The sequence below is a fragment of the Mycolicibacterium arcueilense genome (assembly GCF_058536225.1).
Map to the genome: position 1 here is coordinate 13,488 of NZ_JBZTYL010000018.1, position 20,191 is coordinate 33,678.

Here is a 20,191-nt window from a genome sequence, read left to right on the forward strand (position 1 = left end):
GGCGAGGCATTGCCATCTAGCCAATTTATCGTAATATTGCAATGTATGCATGAGTTGCGAAGGGCCGCGGCCTGGGGGATGGGGCGATGACTGACAAGCTGCCATTGGACATCGACGGGTTGCTGCCCGACAGTGACGATCGTTGCGTTGACCGATTAGTGCGCGATCTGACGGCCGATTCCCGTATTGAGCATGCCCACCTGCTCGCCGACGCCGGCACGTCGAGGCTGTGTGTGCACTACGACTCGGCGATGACCGCCGCCGATGTCGAGCAGCACACCCGCCGCATCGCGTCCAAGATCGATGCCCAGTACGGGCATTTGCGTTGGGCCGCTGCAGACCTCGCCGCGCGTCCGGGAGACATTCAATCGCTGGTCGGCCGGCTCGATGCGCTGCCCGGAGTGGTGGAGACCAGCACCGAGACCGACGGTTTGCGAATCGAGTTCGAGCGTGACCGGATCACTGCCGACGAACTGGTGGCCGTGATCACCGGTGGCCACACTCCCTCGCCTGTCGCCGCCCCGGTCGAGGAAGACCACGGTGATCACGAGCACGGCTGGGGGATGATCTTCGGCGAACGCAGTGAACTGATTTTTGCCGGCCTGTCAGGCGCATCCTTGCTCACCGGCTTCCTGCTGGCATCGTTTGCCGATACGCCGCGCAGCGTGGAGATGGTCTTCTACGGGCTCGCTTTCGTACTCGGTGCCTTCTTCACCGCGCAGGAAGCGTGGCAGAGCGTGCGCGCCAAGCGCTTCGAGATCGATTTCTTGATGCTGGTGGCGGCCGCCGGCGCGGCCGCGTTGGGCGAGGTCGCCGAAGGGGCGCTGCTGCTGTTCCTGTTCAGCATCGGCCATGCCCTGGAGGGATACGCGATGGGGCGCGCGCGGCGCGCCATCGAGGCTCTGGCCGATCTTGCTCCCAAGACAGCCCTCGTGCGCCGCGACCGGACCGGCGAAACCGTCGAAGTTCCCGTCGAGCAGCTGCGGGTCGGTGACGTCGTGGTGATCCGGCCCAACGCGCGTATCGCCGCCGATGGCTTCGTCGTCGCCGGCACGAGCAGCGTGGACCAAGCACCCGTCACTGGTGAAAGTGTTGCGGTCGACAAACTGCCCGTTACCGATGTGCGCCAGGCCTCAGCGGCACCCGAGCAGGTGGACAGCTCCTCGCGGGTGTATGCCGGCACGATCAACGGTGCGGGCGCCATCGAGATCCAGGTCACCCGGCTGGCGGCCGACTCGACGCTGTCGCGCGTGGTCCGGCTGGTGTCTGAGGCTCAGGTTGAGGTGTCTCCCACCCAGCGTTTCACCGACAAGTTTCAGCGGATCTTCGTGCCGGCCGTGCTCGTCGTGGTGGGCTTGTTGCTGTGTGCGGGGTGGGTCATCGACGAGCCGTTCAGCGCGACGGTTTACCGGGCGCTGGCAGTCTTGGTCGCGGCCAGTCCGTGCGCCCTGGCCATCGCCACACCGAGTGCCGTTCTGTCGGCCGTCGCCCGCGCTGCCCGCAGCGGTGTCCTCATCAAAGGTGGCGCCGCCCTGGAGACACTGGGCCGCGTCGATGCCGTCGCGTTTGACAAGACCGGAACCCTCACCCAAGGGATGCCACGTATCGCCGACGTCGTCGTCGCCGACGGTGCCGACCGCACTGAACTGTTGGCGATCGCCGTGTCTGTGGAACAACAGAGCGATCATCCACTGGCACGCGCGATCGTGCGGGACGGCTCGACTCTGTTGGGCGACAACGAGCTTCCACGCGCGACCGATGTACAAGCGGTGACCGGCCGTGGCGTGACCGCCGACGTGGAGGGCGTCAAAGTCCGGATCGGCAAGCGGGAACTGTTCGACGAGGCCGACGAGCTGCCCGCCGCGATGGCTGAGGACATCGCTGCGCTGGAACGATCCGGCCGCACCACCATGCTGGTTCGTGCTGGGGGACGGTGGCTTGGTGCCATCGGGGTCATGGACACCGCCCGCGGCGAAGCTGTCGATGTCGTCGGGCGCCTCACACAGCTCGGCGTCAAGACCACGGTCATGTTGTCCGGTGACAATCAGCGAGTAGCCGACGCGGTCGCGGCCGAGATCGGCATCCTGCAGGCTCGGGGCGACCTGATGCCCGAAGACAAAGTCACCGAGATCAAGCGTCTACGCGACCAGTGCGGCCTCGTGGCGATGGTCGGTGACGGTGTGAACGACGCCCCAGCGCTGGCCTCAGCAAACGTCGGAATCGCCATGGGGGCTGCGGGATCCGATGTCGCGCTGGAAACCGCCGATATTGCGCTCATGGCTGACGACCTGAAAGCCCTCCCGTTCGCCGTCAAGATCAGCCGACGATCGAACAGGATCATCGCGCAGAACTTGTGGGCGAGCCTAGGCGTGGTGGCTCTGCTCATTCCCGCAACAATCTTCGGTCTGGGTATCGGTCCAGCGGTGCTTATCCATGAGGGGTCCACACTCATTGTGGTGGCGAACGCGCTGCGGCTTCTTGCGTTGCGTGAGCAAGGCTGATGGAACCAGACCTGCAGCTGGTGGGATTCGCGGGCCGGTCGGATCCGGCGGGGGAGCAATGACAGGCGCGCACATGTCGGCAACTGCGGTTAGCCGGTGGATTGTGCTGGGCAGTGTGCCGGTCGTCGCGGTGATGCTGGTGATGGTGGTCCCCAGGGTAGGTGCCGCGACGGTGGGCGACGCCGGCATCGTGGCGCCCGGGCCGGTAACGACGACGGGCCAGTTGGTCGGATACTGGGCAGCGACGCTGGCCGGCGCGTTTTGTCTGGGTGCGCTCGTGTGGATCGTGGTCACCGCCAAGCCCAGTGCCAGCGGCCGCATCGACGTCGCCGCGTTTGGTGTTCACAGGTGGATCGAACGCGTGGCCATCCTGTGGGCGGTGTGCTCAGTGGCGATGGTGCTGCTTGTCTCGGCGGCCGAGGCCGGGATACCGCTCGGAAAACTGGTCCGCCGAGTCGATTTCGTCAATGCGATCGTGGCGTCAGAGGCCGCGCTGGGATGGTGCGTCAGTGCGGGCTGCGCCGTCGTGCTGGCCGTATGGATACGATTCACGTTGCGTTGGATCGGTCATTGCCTGGCCTTAATGCCCGCTGCTGTTGCGGTGGTTGCGGTGCCGGTGACCGGTAACGCCGGGCAGGGCCCCGATCACGACATCGCGACAAGCGCTGTGATCGTGTTTGCGCTGGCGCTGGCGGTCTTGACCGGCACCACGATGGTGGCGGCCCTCAACCGAGACGTTCCGCACCGAATCCGCGTCCTGCACGTCGTGTGCGCAGCAGTCGCTGTGGGTTACGGTCTGCTGCTGGCGACCCTGGGGTTGGGGGGCACGCCGATCTGGGATTCCAGATACGGGTGGGCAGTGCTGGCGGCGGGGGCCATGCTGATGCTGGTATTGCTCGTTGACGGTGCTTTGTTAGCCTTTCGCCGCGGTGCGGCGGGCCCGGTCGACATCGGGTCTGCGGTCGCGCTGGTCGTCGCCGGTGCGGCGGTGGCGGTGGCCTCGACCAGTATCCCGCCGCGGTTTGCCATGCAGGAGTTCTCGACGTGGGACATTTTCCTGGGCTACCAGCTCACCGATGCGCCCGACGTCGTGGGCTTGCTGACGGTATGGCGCTTCGACCCGTTTATCGGGACCGCGGCCATCGTGGCTGCGCTGGGCTATCTCGTCGCCGTGGCTCTGCTGCGCCGGCGCGGGGATCACTGGCAGGTGGGACGCACCATCGCCTGGACCCTGGGTTGCGCGGCCCTGCTGATCACCACGAGCTCCGGAGTGCGGGCCTACGGCTCAGCGATGTTCAGCGTGCACATGGGCGAGCACATGGCACTGAACATGTTCGTCCCCGTGCTGCTGGTGCTCGGCGCACCCGTCACCCTCGCTCTACGGGTCCTGCCCGCCGCGCAGAAAGGCGGGGCGCCGGGACCCCGCGAGTGGCTGGTGTGGTTCGTGCACGCGCCCGTGACCCGGTTCCTGTCGCACCCAGTCACGGCCTTCCTCCTGTTCGTCGGATCGCTGTACCTCGTCTACTTCACCCCCCTGTTCGACACCCTGATCCGGTATCACTGGGGCCACGAGCTCATGAGCGTGCACTTCCTGCTCACCGGCTACCTGTACTACTGGGGAATCATCGGCATCGACCCCGGACCGCGGCGCCTGCCCTTCCTCGGGCGGCTCGGGCTCCTGTTCGCCGTCATGCCCTTCCACGCCTTCTTCGGTATCGCCACCATGACGATGACCTCATCGCTGGGTGAGAGCTTCTACCGGTCCGTCAATCTGCCCTGGCTGCAGAGCATCTCCGATGACCAACACCTGGGCGGCGCCATCGCGTGGGGTTCGAGCGAGCTGCCGGTGATCATCGTGGTGATAGCACTGGTGACCCAGTGGGCACGCCAAGACCGCCGAGCAGGAGCCCGGGACGACCGCCACAGCGACCGCGGGTACGACGACGAACTCGACGCTTACAACGCGATGCTGCGTGAGCTCGCCCGAAACCGGCGCTGAATCGCAGCTCTGGCACCGCTACCAGAGGTGCGCTGCCGGCAAGCTTGCTTAGTTGCGGCGTGTGGTCGCCCCCTGGCGCCGCAATCGCATAGATGCTGGCAGCCGGGCCCTAAGCCGCCACCGATCCCGCCCGCGCCGATGCCATCTGTGTTCACCGCCGAGCAAGTACCTTTGCCCGGGTGCCATCGTCTGACGCCCTAGCCGCCTCGGTGCGCGGTGCTGACTGCAGGCGCGCAAAAACTCCCGCCCATGACCGCCTCAGCCGATGGGTGAGGACTCCTGCACGCTGTGTGGAACTGTGCGCGTGCGAAGTACGTACTTGTATAGTAGAACGCGTTGCAGGTCGGTGCTCCTCTTCTGCGCGGGCAAGATGGTCTGACGCTAAGGCACACGACCCGCGATCGATCGTTATGGAGGTTGTGTTGGTGGCCGAAGCGCCCCAGTCGCAGGATTCGTTTATCGCGATCAACTGCGTTCCGGCAGCACCGGTGACATGCGGCAGCGCTCTGAGCAGGTTCGGGCCGAGCGGACGCTGCGTTTGGACCTCGCGGTGACGGTCGTGGGTCCGGCCACCGCACCCGGTGCGGTCCTTCCTGGCCGATCTGCGCTCGGGCGTCGTTGATGCCGCTGACGCACCTGTGCGCACCGCAGCGCTGCATGTGTGGCCGTGCCGGCGCGGCCACCTGCCGTTACTACGGCATCAGCCGCAACGTGTTCCGCCGGTACGCCCGGGGCGGATCACCGCTACAGGTCAGCGAGCCCATGGCCAGCCTGACCGTGGTGGTCGCCGACGTTCTCACAGAAACGCGGAATGCTCGCAGCTCCGTGGATGACCGCACGGTGTGAGTGGGAAAGTGATTATGTGCCCTGCGCCGCCGTGAGCGGCGCACTGCCGATGTCATTGTCTGGCCGCCGATCCCCGCAACTACGTAGTACGGCAGTACGTATGAAGTACAGTTGTTATCAGCGAGGTGGTGACGGAGACTGCGAGCGCTGGTCGCGGTTACAGACACGCTTGTCCCCGATACCGCACGGCCCGCGATCGATCATTACGGAGGATCTCTTGGTAGCCGAAGCGCCCCCAATCGGAGAACTCGAGGCACGTCGTCCTTTTCCGGAACGGATGGGCCCCAAGGGCAACCTGATCTACAAGCTCATCACGACGACCGATCACAAGCTGATCGGCATCATGTACTGCGTCGTCTGCTTCGCCTTCTTCTTCATCGGCGGTCTGATGGCACTGTTCATGCGTACGGAACTGGCGATGCCCGGGTTGCAATTCCTGAGCAATGAGCAGTTCAACCAGCTGTTCACCATGCACGGCACAGTGATGCTGCTGTTCTACGCCACCCCGATCGTGTTCGGGTTCGCCAACCTGGTGCTCCCGCTGCAGATCGGCGCGCCCGACGTGGCGTTCCCGCGGTTGAACGCCCTGTCGTTCTGGCTGTTCCTGTTCGGCGCGCTGATCGCCATGGGCGGGTTCATCACCCCCGGCGGTGCCGCCGACTTCGGTTGGACGGCCTACTCGCCGCTGACCGACGCCATCCACTCCCCGGGAGCCGGCGGTGACCTGTGGATCCTGGGCCTGGCCGTCGGTGGTCTGGGCACCATCCTCGGTGGCGTCAACATGATCACCACCATCGTGTGCATGCGCGCGCCGGGTATGACGATGTTCCGGATGCCGATCTTCACCTGGAACATCCTGGTGACCTCGATCCTGGTGCTGATCGCATTCCCGATCCTGACCGCCGCACTGTTCGGCCTGGCCGCCGACCGCCACCTGGGCGCACACATCTACGACCCCGCCAACGGCGGCGTCCTGCTGTGGCAGCACCTATTCTGGTTCTTCGGCCACCCCGAGGTGTACATCATCGCGCTGCCGTTCTTCGGCATCGTGTCCGAGATCTTCCCGGTGTTCAGCCGCAAGCCGATCTTCGGTTACACCACCCTGATCTACGCCACCATCAGCATCGCGGCCCTGTCGGTCGCCGTGTGGGCACACCACATGTACGCCACCGGCGCGGTCCTGCTGCCGTTCTTCTCCTTCATGACGTTCCTGATCGCCGTCCCGACCGGCATCAAGTTCTTCAACTGGATCGGCACCATGTGGAAGGGCCAGCTGACCTTCGAGACGCCGATGCTGTTCTCGGTCGGCTTCCTGATCACCTTCCTGCTCGGTGGCCTGTCCGGCGTGCTGCTGGCCAGCCCTCCGATCGACTTCCACGTCACCGACAGCTACTTCGTCATCGCGCACTTCCACTACGTGCTCTTCGGCACCATCGTGTTCGCCACCTACGCGGGCATCTACTTCTGGTTCCCGAAGATGACCGGACGTCTGCTCGACGAACGCCTGGGCAAGCTGCACTTCTGGCTGACCTTCATCGGCTTCCACACCACCTTCCTGGTGCAGCACTGGGTCGGCAACGAGGGCATGCCGCGTCGCTACGCCGACTACCTGCCCAGCGACGGCTTCACCACGCTCAACGTGATCTCCACCATCGGTGCCTTCATCCTGGGCATCTCGACGCTGCCGTTCGTGTGGAACGTGTTCAAGAGCTGGCGCTACGGCGAGCCGGTGACGGTCGACGACCCCTGGGGTTACGGCAACTCGCTGGAGTGGGCGACCTCCTGCCCGCCCCCGCGGCACAACTTCACCGAGCTGCCCCGGATCCGTTCGGAGCGCCCCGCGTTCGAGCTGCACTACCCGCACATGGTCGAGCGGATGCGCGCCGAGGCCCACGTGGGCCGCACGCATCACCCAGAGCTCACACCCAACGCGCACACCTCTGCCTAGGTTGCACCACAGCCGGTGCGAGGCCAGAAGGCAATCGAAACCAGTGCCCGCTCAACACCTCTCGGGATGAGAGTCAACACCTCAGACACATGGCAACGGTCGGGCCAACCCGGCAACAAAATCCGGGATTCAACGGCGATGCCCGAACCGCCGGCATCACAGCGGCGGATCGGGCAATCGCAGAATAGATTTCGCGTCGTGCACGGCCGAGAAGGACTATAGGAATCGACTCGGCCACAGGGAACGCCGTTTGGACTTGGTGATGGTGACCGGTGTAGGAATCACGGCCCCGATAGCGCCCGCCCTGACTCCCGCTGCAAGAGTCAGGGACTCGCGGCCCTACGGCTTGCAGGCAAGGTCGACGTAGACGGTTGGTGATGCCGGAGGTTGATTGCGAACACCCGCCCGGATGGGCGGATTCGTTAGTTGAGACGCCTTACGTCCGGGGCGGACAGCTTTCACGGTGCATTGGTCGATGGGCCCGTCGCCAATCTTGCTGATCATGACGTGGAAGCCTTGCGCCTGCAACATGCCAATGGTGGCCTGCGCACTCTGCTGCGCGGTGGGCGCCGCGCCAGCCGGGCCCGCTAAGCCCACCGCGACGATGCTCGCCGCGGCGCCGACAAGAAGTGACGTTGTCTTACGGCGCTTTCGATAGGTCATTGAGACTTCTCCTTTCGTCGGGATTCAACCGACGCATTGTCCGGACCATTAACCTCGTGGCCATAATATGTTCAGGTTGGCCGACCGATCGGATATTCATATCGAATGCCTTTCTAACGGCTCCGAACAATACAGTCACATATCATTTACCTAGCATTTCGTAAATCATCGTCCTGTCGAACAACGTGTCAACAACCAACAATTGGCTGCTCGGCGGTGTCAAAATATGTGAAAAGCTTGGCCTGCAACCGGATGCGCTCCTGGGCCAAGCTCCTGGCGATCGTCGAGGTAATCAGCCGGTCCGCACTCTTCCCGCGACGCGACCGGTCATGTGGATGAACGTCATAGCACTGCGTCAATTGGTCCCAATGCAGCAACGACGCATTATCGGTCACTCATTGGCCATTTCGATGCGACACCTCAACCCGAAGTTCGCAGCGGCTAGCTCCGGGGACGGCAGGCCTCCGGCAGCTTGTTGGCGCCAAACGGGGATACAAATCTCGCGGTCGGCAAGGAGGTTGCCGCTAGTCCGACGACGGCGGTGATCACAACGGCGGATCGGCGCCGGCCGTCGATCGCAGTGATCGTCAAGACTGCCGGCACGAACACGCTCACCCATGCGGATGGCCAAGTGCAGCCCCAGGGGCCCCGCCCAACCAGCGGGGAATAGCGTGTGTGCGGGATGCAGGATGCAGGATGAGGCCGTTACCGGGTGGTTTCAGATCGAGGATGGGGTCTCGTTGAAGCCGTCCGGTTCGCATTGGATGGTGATGTGAGTGATCGAGTATTCGCGTGCCAGCAGGTCGCGTACCGCTTGCAGAACGGCGGCGTACTCACCGTCGGGCTCGACCACGATGTGCGCCGTTGCGGTTTCCATACCTGCGGTCAGCGTCCAGACGTGCAGATCGTGTACGGCACGCACGCCCGATACCTTTTCAAGCTTGCGTTGGACCTCGTCCACGTCGAGCCCCCGCGGGGCGAACTCCATGATGATCCAAAACGCCTCGCGCATCAGCGCAGCGGTGCGGGGCAAGATGAACAGGCCGATCGCGGCGCCGACAATCGGATCGGCATACCGCCACCCCGTTACGGTCACGATGACTGCCGCGACGATCACGCCGATGGAGCCCAACATGTCCGACAGCACCTCTAGGTAGGCGCCCTTGACGTTGAGGCTCTCCTTGGCCCCAGCGGTGAGCAGCCAGAAGCTCGTGGCGTTGACCGCCAGCCCGACTATCGCAACGATGAGCATCGGCACACCCAGGACGTCCGGCGGCTCCCGGAACCGCTCGTATGCCTCATACAGGATGTAGCCCGCTACACCGAACAGCAGCAGTCCATTGCCCAGCGCGGCAAGCACTTCCAGCCGGTAGGTGCCATAGGACCGCTGACCGGTTGCGGGGCGCCGAGCGAAGTAGATCGCCGCCAGCGCCATACTGATCCCCAGTACGTCGGTGCCCATGTGTGCGGCATCAGATATCAGAGCCAGCGAGCCGGTGATGATTCCACCGATCAGCTCGACCAAGAGGTAGCCCCCGGTGAGCGCTAGCGCTGCCCATAACCGCTTGACGTGTTTGGCGCTCGCCGAGACGGCCGAACCGTGCCCTTGTCCTTGCCCCACGACCTGCCTCCCTAAAAAACGCGGACAGGGCCCGCGGTGAAATCTCTTGGCGGTCTTGACTGCCTCGTCCAGTGGGCCAATCCTAATGGTCGCCCGCGCGCTGTCATGGGATCACGGGGATCGAATTGGCACTGCGGTAACGCGCACCAACATCGAAAGCCGGTGTGCACCTCAAAAGCGATCTCGGCTGACCGGACCAGCCCAGCAACGTGCGCCGACCAGCACCAGCAGTCGGTAGGGGCATCACCGGACCGGACGGTTTCACACACTTGGTCGGTCAAGTCCGCGATGGCCATCGTCTCGTTGACTGCGATGTCGCAAGAATCCGCGGTCGGGATCTACGTGGCAACCCGTCACGGGCCTGGCCGAGAGCGTCCGCCGCAGCGGGAGGCCGCCCCGCTCTACTGCAGTGATCGACCCCCGGCCGACGGACTGGACAATACGTCCGCCGTGGTTACCTCTGGCTTTATTGCAGAGCACCCCTACAGAATCCACCGCTGTGCTCAGTGGTGACCGTATCGGCGACCGTGGTGGCTGTCGTAACCTCCGCCCCCGAACAAGGAGCCGAGGAAGCCGCCCTGTTGGTAGGGCTGCGGTGGGTACTGCTGAGGTGGTGGGTACTGCTGCGGCGGCGGTGCCGGCGGAGCCGGCGGTTGGGCAGCTGCGGCATAGAACTTCGATTCGGCCTGCGCGAGAACTTCAAGCTCGCCCCGGTCGAGAAATATTCCGCCGCATCCGGTGCACTGGTCGATCTCCACCCCGAACCGTTGCACCGCCAACATCTGTGAGCTGCATTTCGGGCAGAGCACTGCTGCTCCGCCGCCTCCGGAAGGCACTGAACTCGATGACTGTGTCATCTTCGGCCCCCTTCTGTATCGGTTGTCATCAGTACCGTCAGTCTATGCGCGCGTGCGCATTTGCGCCGCGACCCACTGAATCGACTTTCCCGAGCGGGCCGGCGGGTAACCGAGCGCGGGGGCACTCCCGCGGTCACATGCAGGTGAGGATGAAGGCCGGTTCAACGCGTTCTGGGGGGTTGCGTTGGCGCCCATTGATTTCAGCGCTCTCGGTGGATCACGTTTGGTCGCCAATTTCGGCGGGGCCGGACGCGTTTCTGCCTTCAACCCCGGGCGACGGCAATTGTCATCGACCTGCCTACGGCTTGTCCGCCGGCAACCCGATCCAGCCGCTCTGCGTCGGTCCGCGACGAACTGCGCCTGCACGTTCGTCGACGATCGTCACCGGCGACGCGGCGCTTTATTACTGCGTGAGCCCTGTTCGTTGTGCAAGCCAAGGTAATTCACGCATCAAGGCGGTGGAGAACACTTGCCAGTCATGGCCGCCGGGCACTTCGCGGTAGGTGGTGTTCATGCCAGCGGCTCGGGTGGCGTCGTAGACGGCGCGGGCTTCTGCCTTGGTGTCGCGGTCGTCGGCGCCGACCACCACCGCTCCTGCGCTGTCGGGGTAGCGGCGCGCACGCAGCAAATCCAACGGGTTGATGCGTTGGAACGCTGCCTTATCGCCGCCGAATGCTTCGGCGATGGTCTGAGACTGATCGCCCAAGCTGGGCTCAGGGCCCCCGGATATGTCGAGGAAGGTGGGGTAGACGTCAGGGTAATTTGTGGCGAGCTGAAGCGCGCAGGTTCCACCGTAGGAGGCGCCGCCGACGGCCCACGCTTGCGGTTCTTGATCGACAGCAAGATTGGCCTTGATCCAGGCCGGGACGTCGCGGGCGATGTAACTGGCGGCATTGCCGAGCCGCGAATCCAAACATAGGGGGTTGCCGAAGGGGCTCCCGGTGCCATCGACGACGACTACCACCGGCGCCAGACCGCGGTGGGCTTTTGCGAACTCATCGAAAGTCTGGACGAGTTTGCCGCCGCGCAGCCAGTCCTGCGGTGATCCGGGCTGTCCTGGTACCAGAATCAGCACTGGCAGTTGGGGGCGGGGATCGGCGAAAAAGGCTGGTGGAAAGTAGAGTTCGGCATTGCGCGCAGGAAAGCCCGACAGCGACCCCGGGATCGGCGCTGAAGACAGTTTGCCCCCGCGCGGTAACCCGGGTGGAGGTGACCAGCGCATCGCGATCGGGCCGACGTCGGCCAACAGTCGCGGTGGACGCTTCACGACTTCGGGCAGCGCGACATAGCTGAAGCGCCGGGCCCCCACCGCATCGGCCAGCGTGGGATAGGCAGCGAATATCACATTGACTTGATTGGCACAGGCTAAGACGACGACCGCCGCGGCGGCGGCCGACCACAGCATACGACGCATGCCCGGTGCGAGGAACCCACCGACTGCCACGACCGTCACAGCGAACACCGACACCCCAGCCCACACGTATATCAGCGGTTGCAGGCGGTCGGGAAACAGCTTCCACTCGTTGCGTGCCAGGTCGGCGACGATGACAGTGGTGATCACAGCCACCAGCGCGCACCCAGCCAACATCACCGCCTTGGTACACGCACGGCGGGGCGCCAAGACCATTTGAGCCAATAGCAATGCGGCGGCTCCGATTCCGGCCAAACGCAGCAGGACCGGGAACGGACCGGACAACAATGCCCAGTTCAGCACCGCGCTGCACCGTTGAGCCGCAGGTCGTTTGCGTCGTTGGTGAGTTCTGGGTGATGTGTGCGGCCCACGTGGGCCTCGGAGGGGATCAGCTCGACCATGTGCGGGCAGTGTCGCTCGAACACCGGGCGCTCCGAACGGATCCGGGGCAGCTCGGTGAAGTTGTGCCGTGGCACCGCCACGTCAAGCGCATCGATCCGCCGCGGGAGCACAAGGTTGAGTTCTCCGACTCGGAGCGCTTCGGCTACCAAGAGATCCTCCGTAATGATCGATCGGCTGCCGTGCGGTATCGGGGACAAGGGTGTCTGCAACCGCGACCAGCGCTCGCAGTCTCCGTCACCACCTCGCTGATAACAACTGTACTTCATACGTACTGCCGCACTACGTAGTTGCGGGGATCGGCGGCCAGACAATGACATCGGCAGTGCGCCGCTCACGGCGGCGCAAGGAACATCCTGACACCGGCCGGCCGTTGAGTATCGAAGCCCTCGACGGCGGGCATGGAATCTGCGCGTCGTCGGCGATCACCGGCGCGCGAGGCATTCGTCGATGAGGTGCAGGGCCGAGGCATGCGGCCCATTAGCTTTCGGAATCGCTTTCCACTCCCGTGTTTTGACGATCCGCGTAGGTGCGAGCACTCGGCCTCTGTGTGAGCCCGTGTGCGGTCTTCATTTAGGCGGCGCCGACAAGTGATTTGACCTGGGTGGGGGTCACCTGCATCACGGCCGCGCTGGCGATGTCGTAGAACAGGCCGATCACGTTGACCCGCCGCGCCAAGGGGTGGGCCTGCAGCGTCTGTACCTGCACCGCGATGTTGACCATCGACAGCTGATCCACCGTTCCGAAGCCGGCCTCGGCCGCGGACTGCGCAACAGGGTGATTACCCTCGTCGAAGGCCGTGATCGACGGATCGCCATGGGCCAGCCAGGATTCCAGGTGCTTGTCGCCCGCGTCGGTCTTGCCCAGCATCGCGGTCATCGCACCGCAGCTGGAGTGCCCGCACACCACGATCGAGGTGACGCTGAGCTTGCCGACGGCGAACGCGATGGCGGCTTCGATCGACGCGTCGGCCTGCCCGGCCGGGATCATGTTGCCGATATTGCGCACCGTGAACAGATCGCCCGGGCCGCTGCTGGTGATGACGTTGGGCACGACCCGCGAATCGGCACAGGTGAGGAACAGTGTCTCGGGCCGCTGGGCGTGCGCCAGCTCCTGCATGTGCGGGCGCAGCACCGGGGCGGTGCGACGGTGGTAGGCGGCCAGGCCGTGCAGCACCGAAGCCGTCTCTTCGCGCTGCCAGGAGCTCCACGGCACCACGCCGGAGCGCTTGTCGAACGGTGTGAAGCCACGCATCGGCGGACCGGCGACGGCGCTGCCCATCTCAACCGCACCGACGTCGTGGATGTCGACGGTGCCACCGGTGACCACATGCTGGCGCTGCCACGCTTCGATGGTCTCGTGGGCGGCGTGGTCGAAGAAGTCGACCGACAGCTCCACGGTCACCGCGGTGCCGGTCGGCACCTGCGCCAGCGCGCTCGTCAGGCGGGGGAGGGACAGGAAGGTGCAGGAGCCTTCGATGGCGACGCGCCAGGTGTCGGTACCGGTGGGCTCGGAGACGATGTTGGTGCGCACCACCCGCCACACGGTCAGCGCGACCGCCAGCGCGAGGCCGATCAGCACGCCTTCGAGCAGGTTGAGGAACACCACGCCGGCCACTGTTACCGCGTAGACGGCGAGGTCGCCTGTGCGCCAGGCGGTTTCGATGTGGGCGCGCTTGACCAGCTGGCAGCCGATGACGATCAGCAGGCCGGCCAGGGCGGCGGTCGGGATCATCTGGGCCAGGCCGGCGAACGGCACGGCGAAGGCCAGGATCCACACACCGTGCAGGATCGCGGACGCCCGGGTGCGGGCTCCGGCGGCGACGTTGGTGGAGCTGCGCACGATGACACCGGTGACGGGCAGCCCGCCGATGGCGCCCGAAACCATGTTGGCCGTGCCCTGGCCGATCATCTCGCGATCGAAGTTGGTGCGCGGGCCGGTGTGCAGGCGGTCCACCGACACCGCCGACAGCAGGCTCTCGACGCTGGCGATCAGTGCGACGGTGAGCACACCGGCGGCGAACGCGCCCCAGTTGCCCTGGGGCAGGGAGGGCAGGGACAGCGCGTCGATCAGGGAGCCGTTGATCTGGATGCGGGTGACGTCACCGAAAGCCGGCAGCAGCGACAGTGCGGTGACGCCGACGATCGCCACCAGCGGACCGGGCACCTTCCTCACCGCTTTGGGTGCCCAGCGCCACGCCACCAGGATGGCGATCACCAGGCTGCCCAAAACGACACCGTGGCCGTGAGCGTTGATCAGTTTTCCGGGCAGTGCGGTGACATTGGCCCAGGCCGAGCTGTTGGAACTGCCGCCGAGCAGCACGTGGATCTGCTGCAGGGCGATGGTGATGCCGATGCCGGCCAGCATCGCGTGCACCACGACGGGGGAGATGGCCAGTGCGGCGCGCGCCACCTTGCTCAGGCCGAACAGCACCTGCAGGACGCCCGCGCACACGGTGATCGCGCAGGTGACCGCCCAGCCGAACTGCGAGATCAGTCCGGCGACCACCACGGTCAGGCCCGCCGCGGGGCCGCTGACCTGCAGCGGTGATCCGCCCAGAATGCCGACGAGGATGCCGCCGACGATCGCGGCGATGATGCCGGCCAGAACGGGAGCGCCCGAGGCGACGGCGATACCCAGCGACAACGGCAGGGCGACCAGGAACACCACCAGTGAGGCGGGCAGGTCGTATCGCAAGATCGCCCGGACCCGGTCGGACAGTTGGGTGGTTTGCTGCATTGCGCGCCTCCGTACTGGAGTTGAAGATTGTGCGTACCCGCCTCGTTGCGAGTCCACACAAAGTTATTTGACGCCGTTGTCAGTAGACAACTTCGAAAGGCGTTGGAGCGCAGCACAACCCGGGCCCGTTTCTAGACCCGTTGGAACTCGGCAACACCCAATTGCTAAGGCCGAGGGTATTTATCGCCCAGGGCAGGTGCAAGGAAATTCGTGACATGCATAGAGAACCCAAATATTTCGGGGATGCGCATAACACTCAATATGCCTGATAGGACAGCGAAATGGCGGCATCCAAACCCAATCACCAGCACCGCGCGGTTCACCCCATTGGGCGAAGCCGTTTATTTTGCACCGATTTTCATATGGATCACCGAAATTTTTCACAGGCAGTAGGGTCGCGGTGTCTGATATCTACAGCGTTTCCTTAGAACTCGATATGAACTCCGTGACGCGGGCCTATGCACTCCGCACAATGGAAATATGACGGCGATGTCGGTTCCTCCCCGTGCCCAGCAACCCCGCCAGGCCATCCTCGGACAGCTGCCGAAGATCCACCGCACCGATGGATCAGCAATCCGGGTGTTGCTGGTCGATGATGAGCCGGCGCTGACCAACCTGGTCAAGATGGCCCTGCACTACGAGGGCTGGGAAGTCGACGTGGCGCACAGCGGCCACGACGCGGTAGCGAAGTTCGACGAGATCGAACCCGACGTCTTGGTGCTCGACATCATGCTGCCCGATATCGACGGTCTGCAGATCCTGCAGCGGGTTCGTGAGGCCGACGGCTACACGCCCACGCTGTTTTTGACCGCCCGGGATTCGGTGCTGGACCGGGTATCGGGACTGACCGCCGGTGCCGATGACTACATGACCAAACCGTTCAGCCTCGAGGAGTTGGTGGCCCGGCTGCGCGGGTTGCTGCGCCGCTCCAGCCACACCACGCCGGTCTCCGATGAAACCCTGGAGGTCGGCGATTTGGTGCTCGACGGGGCCAGCCGCGAGGTCACCCGGGCCGGTGAACCGATCAACCTCACCGTGACCGAGTTCGAACTGCTGCGCTACCTCATGCGTAACCCGCGCCGAGCGCTGAGCCGCGCCGAGATCCTGGACCGGGTGTGGAACTACGGGTTCGGCGGCAAGTCCAGCATCGTCGACCTCTACATCTCCTACCTGCGCAAAAAGATCGACAGCGACCGCGAGCCGATGATCCACACTGTGCGCGGCATCGGCTACATGCTCAGATGATCGCGAGGGATTGCGACAGCCTGACCTGCGCGCAAGCCGATCGTTAGTCCACCCCACCTCTGAGTGCTGGTTCACTTCTGACACCGAAGCGGAACGCGTTGCGGTTCGGTCAGGGCCGATGGCCGGAGACCGCGCCACCCCGACAAGTCCCGCGAACAGGCAAGCCGGCACCGGCTCAATCATGATTGTTTCCCTACGCCGCTGGTTCATCACGTCGAGGAACATGCCCGCGTCCGCCATCTACGCAGGTCATACGTAAGTTGTTGTCGTACAGGTGAGAAAAGCGCTGCGCGGTGAATTCGACGTGTCGGCGCCCGGGTGCGCTTTTCACGGTCGCGACTGTGGGGCGAGTTGTAGCACCTCGGGGGTTGCGAACAGGGCTCTCACCACCTACTAGCGAAGTGCGTAGTTTTACCTCACCAGTGCAGAACGTGGGTGAGGTGGTGTTCGGGTTCTGTCGCGACGGCTCAGCAGCGTGTGGGGCGGGGCCAGCGATGGTGCAAGGCACGGCGAGCCGCTAGCCTCACAGCAACGGCGTCGTGCCGGCACCGCACGAGGGGATGGGAGTGGTCGTTCTGGGCCAGCAGCGAGGATTCGGCGACTTGGAGGCTGTTGTCATGGACACGGTGTGGTCCTACGCCGAACCGGTAACGGTGCGCGACGTATTCGACGAGTTATCCCAGCAGCGCGATATCGCGTACACGACGGTGATGTCCACCATGGACAACTTGCACCGCAAACACTGGTTGAGACGCGAGCGGGTGGGCAGGGCCTACAGCTACTGGCCCGCGATGACGCGTGAGGAGCGTTCGGCCGACCTCATGCGTGAGGCGTTGCACACCGGTGGAGACGCCGACCTTGTTCTGAACTTCTTCCTCACCAAGATCAATGACGAAGAGTCTGCCCAGATCCGCTCAGCGCTGCGCAAAGCCGCGCGTCGACGTCCACCGTCATGAACGCCGCCTTCTGCCTCTTGCTGTACGGCGCGGTGTTGACCTGGCAGGGTCCTCCCGTACTTTACCGGCTGACCCGCAGTGGCCGCAGTCCACGGCTGTCGGTGACGGTGTGGTTAACGGTGATTGGCCTCGCCGTGGGGGTGTGGCTTACGGCGGGGTTCACTGTGTTGCGCGAACTTGCCTCAGTCCATCCCGCCGGACGGGTGAGGTACTGCCTGGACATGCTTCTGGCGCTCAACCACGTGGGATGGGCAGGTCATGTGGCCTTGGTGGTGGTCGGCGCGGCGGCGCTGGCCACCTCAGCGATCGTGGCGCGGCGTGTGGTCGGGACGCTACGACAGTTCTGCAGGCGCAGCCGCGAACATGCTGATGCGGCGCGCATTGCCGGTTTGGCCACAGACGACCCCGGGGTGGTGGTCCTACTGACCGACGAGCCCACTGCGTACTGCGTGGCAGGCCGACCGCACACCATTGTGGTCACCTCCGGCGCCGTCCAGACTCTTGACGACGACGAATTGGCCGCGCTGCTTGCCCATGAGCAGGCCCACGTAGCGGGTCGCCACACCGAGTTGCTCATGCTGCTGCGGGCGTTGGCGACTGCGATGCCACGCCTTCCCTTGTTTTCGGCGTCGGTACACGCGGTCGGCGCGTTAGTTGAGATGCGCGCCGACGACTCCGCCGCGCGGCGCCACGGGCGCGAGCCGCTGTTGAGCGGGCTGGCCCGGCTGGCCGGGCATTCCCCAGTAGTAGCGGGTGTCACGCTGGGGGCCGCCGCCACCGCCGTGACCGCTCGCGCCGTTCGCTTGAGCACACCCGTCGGATGGATGTCGCAATTCGTCCACCGCCTGGCGCTGTCGGGGACGTTGACGATGATCACTGGCGCACCTGTTGTGATCACGTTGCTCTGCCATCGTTGAACCACCCTATGACCGTGCGGGGTAGCCCCGCACGGTCAGTCGTCGTGGTGCTGCGCGGTTCTGCGCTCACGGGTCCCCCTCAAGGGCAGTGAGACCGTGCACGCCCGGTCACCGCGCCCTATTGCGGGATCACCTAACGAAGTAGATGGTGGCGAACAGGGCTATCCACACAATGTCGACGAAATGCCAGTAGTAGGACACCACAATGGCAGCGGTTGCCTGCGCCGGGGTGAACTTGCTCATCTTTGTGCGGGCAAGCAACAAGATGAAGGCGACCAGGCCGCCAATCACATGCAGGCCATGGAATCCGGTCGTGATGTAGAACACCGAACCGTAGGCGCTGCTGGCCATCGTGGTGCCCTCGTCGACCAGATTGAGATATTCGTAGCCCTGGCCGAGCACGAAAAACAATCCCATCACGAATGTCACGACATACCAGCGGCGCAGCCCGAAGACGTCACCTCGTTCAGCTGCGAATACGCCCATCTGGCAGGTGAACGACGAGGCGATGAGAACCAGAGTTACCGGGACGGCCAGCGCGAGGTTCAGCTCGGTAGGAGGTGGTGGCCAATTTTCACCTGCCTGGGCGCGGGCGGTGAAGTACATCGCGAACAGGCCCGCAAAGAACATCAACTCACTGGACAACCATACGATGGTGCCCACCGCCACCATGTTGGGGCGATTCAGTGAATGCACGCGCGCAGTGATCGCGGTTGCAGAGGTCATGGCATCCCTTTGATTCCGGGCGAGCGATCGCGGATCTACGCTTCAGGATAGTACTATCTAAAATGGTAGATTCGCGGTGCCTGCGACGGGTTACTGTGGGTCACAAGGCAATCTAGAACGGTATGTAGTGCTCGTGCCCAGCTGGAGCGCATTGTCGCGCCGACATCCGAGTGCTGGCATGGGCCTGTGTGAGCATGGTCGGATCGGGTCCGTTGATGCCAGCAATTCCCGGGAAGGCTTCGTGGTTTCTGGAAGTTGACCCGCGTTGGTTCTTCGAGTGTTGACCCACCCATGCGCCTGAGCATTATCGGTGCTGGCTGAGTCAGTGGCGATGTTCTGTGGCGGGGGAGTCCTGGTTGTGGCGGTGTTGCTCGGCGGGGTTGTCGTTGTCGGCGGGGTAAGCGTGGATCACCGGGAGCATCCTCGATGGCTTTGAGTCTCAAACCGCACGCCAGCATCGCCGATGATGACGATCGCGGGTTGGTCCGACATCCCTACCTGTATGAATCATTGACCGACATCGCGTTTCTCGGCCGCCGCGCCCAAATCTGGGGTGAGCTGGTGATCGCCAGCGGCGCGGGGCCCGGCGCTGATGTTCTCGATGTGGGTTGCGGCACCGGCTATTTCACCCACCGCCTCGCCGAGGTTGTTGTTCCCGGGGGGCGCCTGGCCCACAGTGCGCCGACCACGCAGTGGGCGGCGCGAGGATCGGATCCATGAGCTCACGACGAACCCTGGAAATGCCCTCTTTGTCGAGGACCTCAATCCGCAAATCGCTGGCGCGGAAACGAAACGTCTAATGTGCTGCGGTTGCGAAAGCGCGCGCCTTCTGCGGGATAAGCACCCGGTAGTCAGCCTGATGCCCCTGCTTGCCGCGGTGGGCACCAGCCCTGCGCAAGAGGCGTTTTCAATGCTGACGCCGTAACGTCAATCCTTCTCCAGGCTCTGGATTTCATCTCTGGCAGCCGACAGGTCTGCGACGAGACTCTCGATGTCGGTCACCTTCAGATCTATATGGTCAGCATGAAGATGAGCCACCCGCTCAACGCGCCCGTAGGCGAACTGGAACCCAACAATCTCCACGGCCGCACGCTCACCACGGCGAGTGCCTCGGAAGAATCGGAAGCGGTCGTCCGCCGGCCCTTCCCAGGCATCGACGTGGACAGCTCCCTCGGGAGGGCCAATAGAGCCATTCTGGGCGGTCATGGGGCGAAGCGTACGCCTTCCCACTTCTGTGCGTCGGCCACTCAAAGCCCGCGCAAGCTAGGCAATCGACTCCGAAATGCATCCTGGTGAGGGGGACCCGTTTGGTGGTCCAGTCGCTATGCGGCTTGGGGTTGGTGGGTCGTGGTCCACTGTAGGG

Annotated in this window: 16 protein-coding genes; 8 read left to right on the forward strand and 8 right to left on the reverse strand. The window is 64.3% G+C overall.

The genetic code is table 11. The features are described 5' to 3' along the window. Window positions 1-86 precede the first annotated feature (86 nt). The 4 genes from AC4LGL_RS19875 to ctaD all read left to right on the forward strand — a co-directional run bounded on the left by AC4LGL_RS19875 (window position 87) and on the right by ctaD (window position 7,294). Window positions 87-2,501: a heavy metal translocating P-type ATPase gene (locus AC4LGL_RS19875; protein ID WP_065052375.1), complete on the forward strand. Its 2,415-nt coding sequence runs from the start codon at window positions 87-89 to the stop codon at window positions 2,499-2,501. A gap of 58 nt (window positions 2,502-2,559) precedes the next feature. Continuing rightward, on the forward strand, window positions 2,560-4,500 hold the full coding sequence (locus AC4LGL_RS19880) for a cytochrome c oxidase assembly protein (RefSeq protein ID WP_372461372.1): 1,941 nt from the start codon (window positions 2,560-2,562) through the stop codon (window positions 4,498-4,500). A gap of 621 nt (window positions 4,501-5,121) precedes the next feature. After that, window positions 5,122-5,346, forward strand: a complete 225-nt coding sequence (locus tag AC4LGL_RS19885) for a hypothetical protein (protein WP_065052378.1) — start codon at window positions 5,122-5,124, stop codon at window positions 5,344-5,346. A gap of 217 nt (window positions 5,347-5,563) precedes the next feature. After that, window positions 5,564-7,294 carry an aa3-type cytochrome oxidase subunit I gene (ctaD, locus tag AC4LGL_RS19890; RefSeq protein WP_065052380.1) on the forward strand — a complete coding sequence of 577 codons (1,731 nt, stop codon included), beginning with the start codon at window positions 5,564-5,566 and terminating at the stop codon, window positions 7,292-7,294. A gap of 339 nt (window positions 7,295-7,633) precedes the next feature. Here the strand turns inward: ctaD and AC4LGL_RS19895 are convergent, their stop codons facing one another. The 6 genes from AC4LGL_RS19895 to AC4LGL_RS19920 all read right to left on the reverse strand — a co-directional run bounded on the left by AC4LGL_RS19895 (window position 7,634) and on the right by AC4LGL_RS19920 (window position 14,984). Then, complete coding sequence (locus tag AC4LGL_RS19895) at window positions 7,634-7,957, reverse strand: hypothetical protein (RefSeq protein ID WP_019348707.1); 324 nt, start codon at window positions 7,955-7,957, stop codon at window positions 7,634-7,636. A gap of 718 nt (window positions 7,958-8,675) precedes the next feature. After that, on the reverse strand, window positions 8,676-9,578 hold the full coding sequence (locus AC4LGL_RS19900) for a cation diffusion facilitator family transporter (protein ID WP_065052384.1): 903 nt from the start codon (window positions 9,576-9,578) through the stop codon (window positions 8,676-8,678). A gap of 503 nt (window positions 9,579-10,081) precedes the next feature. After that, complete coding sequence (locus AC4LGL_RS19905) at window positions 10,082-10,435, reverse strand: TFIIB-type zinc ribbon-containing protein (protein WP_074415823.1); 354 nt, start codon at window positions 10,433-10,435, stop codon at window positions 10,082-10,084. A gap of 403 nt (window positions 10,436-10,838) precedes the next feature. Then, window positions 10,839-12,149, reverse strand: a complete 1,311-nt coding sequence (locus tag AC4LGL_RS19910; protein ID WP_225594324.1) for an alpha/beta hydrolase — start codon at window positions 12,147-12,149, stop codon at window positions 10,839-10,841. Continuing rightward, window positions 12,143-12,397 (reverse strand): hypothetical protein, encoded by a 255-nt coding sequence (locus AC4LGL_RS19915; RefSeq protein ID WP_065052388.1) that lies wholly within the window; start codon window positions 12,395-12,397, stop codon window positions 12,143-12,145. Before AC4LGL_RS19915 ends, AC4LGL_RS19910 begins: the two co-directional genes overlap by 7 nt. A gap of 421 nt (window positions 12,398-12,818) precedes the next feature. Continuing rightward, window positions 12,819-14,984: a SulP family inorganic anion transporter gene (locus AC4LGL_RS19920; RefSeq protein ID WP_065052390.1), complete on the reverse strand. Its 2,166-nt coding sequence runs from the start codon at window positions 14,982-14,984 to the stop codon at window positions 12,819-12,821. Window positions 14,985-15,464: 480 nt separating this feature from the next. On the opposite strand from AC4LGL_RS19920, the gene AC4LGL_RS19925 reads away from it, so the two are divergent. From AC4LGL_RS19925 to AC4LGL_RS19935, 3 genes are all read left to right on the forward strand, one after another. Next, on the forward strand, window positions 15,465-16,229 hold the full coding sequence (locus AC4LGL_RS19925; RefSeq protein ID WP_065052392.1) for a response regulator transcription factor: 765 nt from the start codon (window positions 15,465-15,467) through the stop codon (window positions 16,227-16,229). 560 nt (window positions 16,230-16,789) lie between these two features. Continuing rightward, complete coding sequence (locus tag AC4LGL_RS19930) at window positions 16,790-17,185, forward strand: BlaI/MecI/CopY family transcriptional regulator (protein ID WP_065052394.1); 396 nt, start codon at window positions 16,790-16,792, stop codon at window positions 17,183-17,185. Between the two features lie 221 nt (window positions 17,186-17,406). Further along, complete coding sequence (locus AC4LGL_RS19935; protein WP_225594323.1) at window positions 17,407-18,102, forward strand: M56 family metallopeptidase; 696 nt, start codon at window positions 17,407-17,409, stop codon at window positions 18,100-18,102. Between the two features lie 129 nt (window positions 18,103-18,231). Here AC4LGL_RS19935 and ctaE read toward each other — a convergent pair whose 3' ends face one another. Beyond that, window positions 18,232-18,828 carry an aa3-type cytochrome oxidase subunit III gene (gene ctaE, locus AC4LGL_RS19940; protein WP_065052397.1) on the reverse strand — a complete coding sequence of 199 codons (597 nt, stop codon included), beginning with the start codon at window positions 18,826-18,828 and terminating at the stop codon, window positions 18,232-18,234. A 426-nt stretch (window positions 18,829-19,254) separates the two neighbouring features. Between ctaE and AC4LGL_RS19945 the strand changes: the two genes are divergently transcribed. Next, window positions 19,255-19,548 carry a hypothetical protein gene (locus AC4LGL_RS19945; RefSeq protein WP_065052399.1) on the forward strand — a complete coding sequence of 98 codons (294 nt, stop codon included), beginning with the start codon at window positions 19,255-19,257 and terminating at the stop codon, window positions 19,546-19,548. Window positions 19,549-19,755: 207 nt separating this feature from the next. Here AC4LGL_RS19945 and AC4LGL_RS19950 read toward each other — a convergent pair whose 3' ends face one another. Beyond that, window positions 19,756-20,034: a hypothetical protein gene (locus AC4LGL_RS19950; RefSeq protein ID WP_065052401.1), complete on the reverse strand. Its 279-nt coding sequence runs from the start codon at window positions 20,032-20,034 to the stop codon at window positions 19,756-19,758. Between the last annotated feature and the right edge of the window lie 157 nt (window positions 20,035-20,191).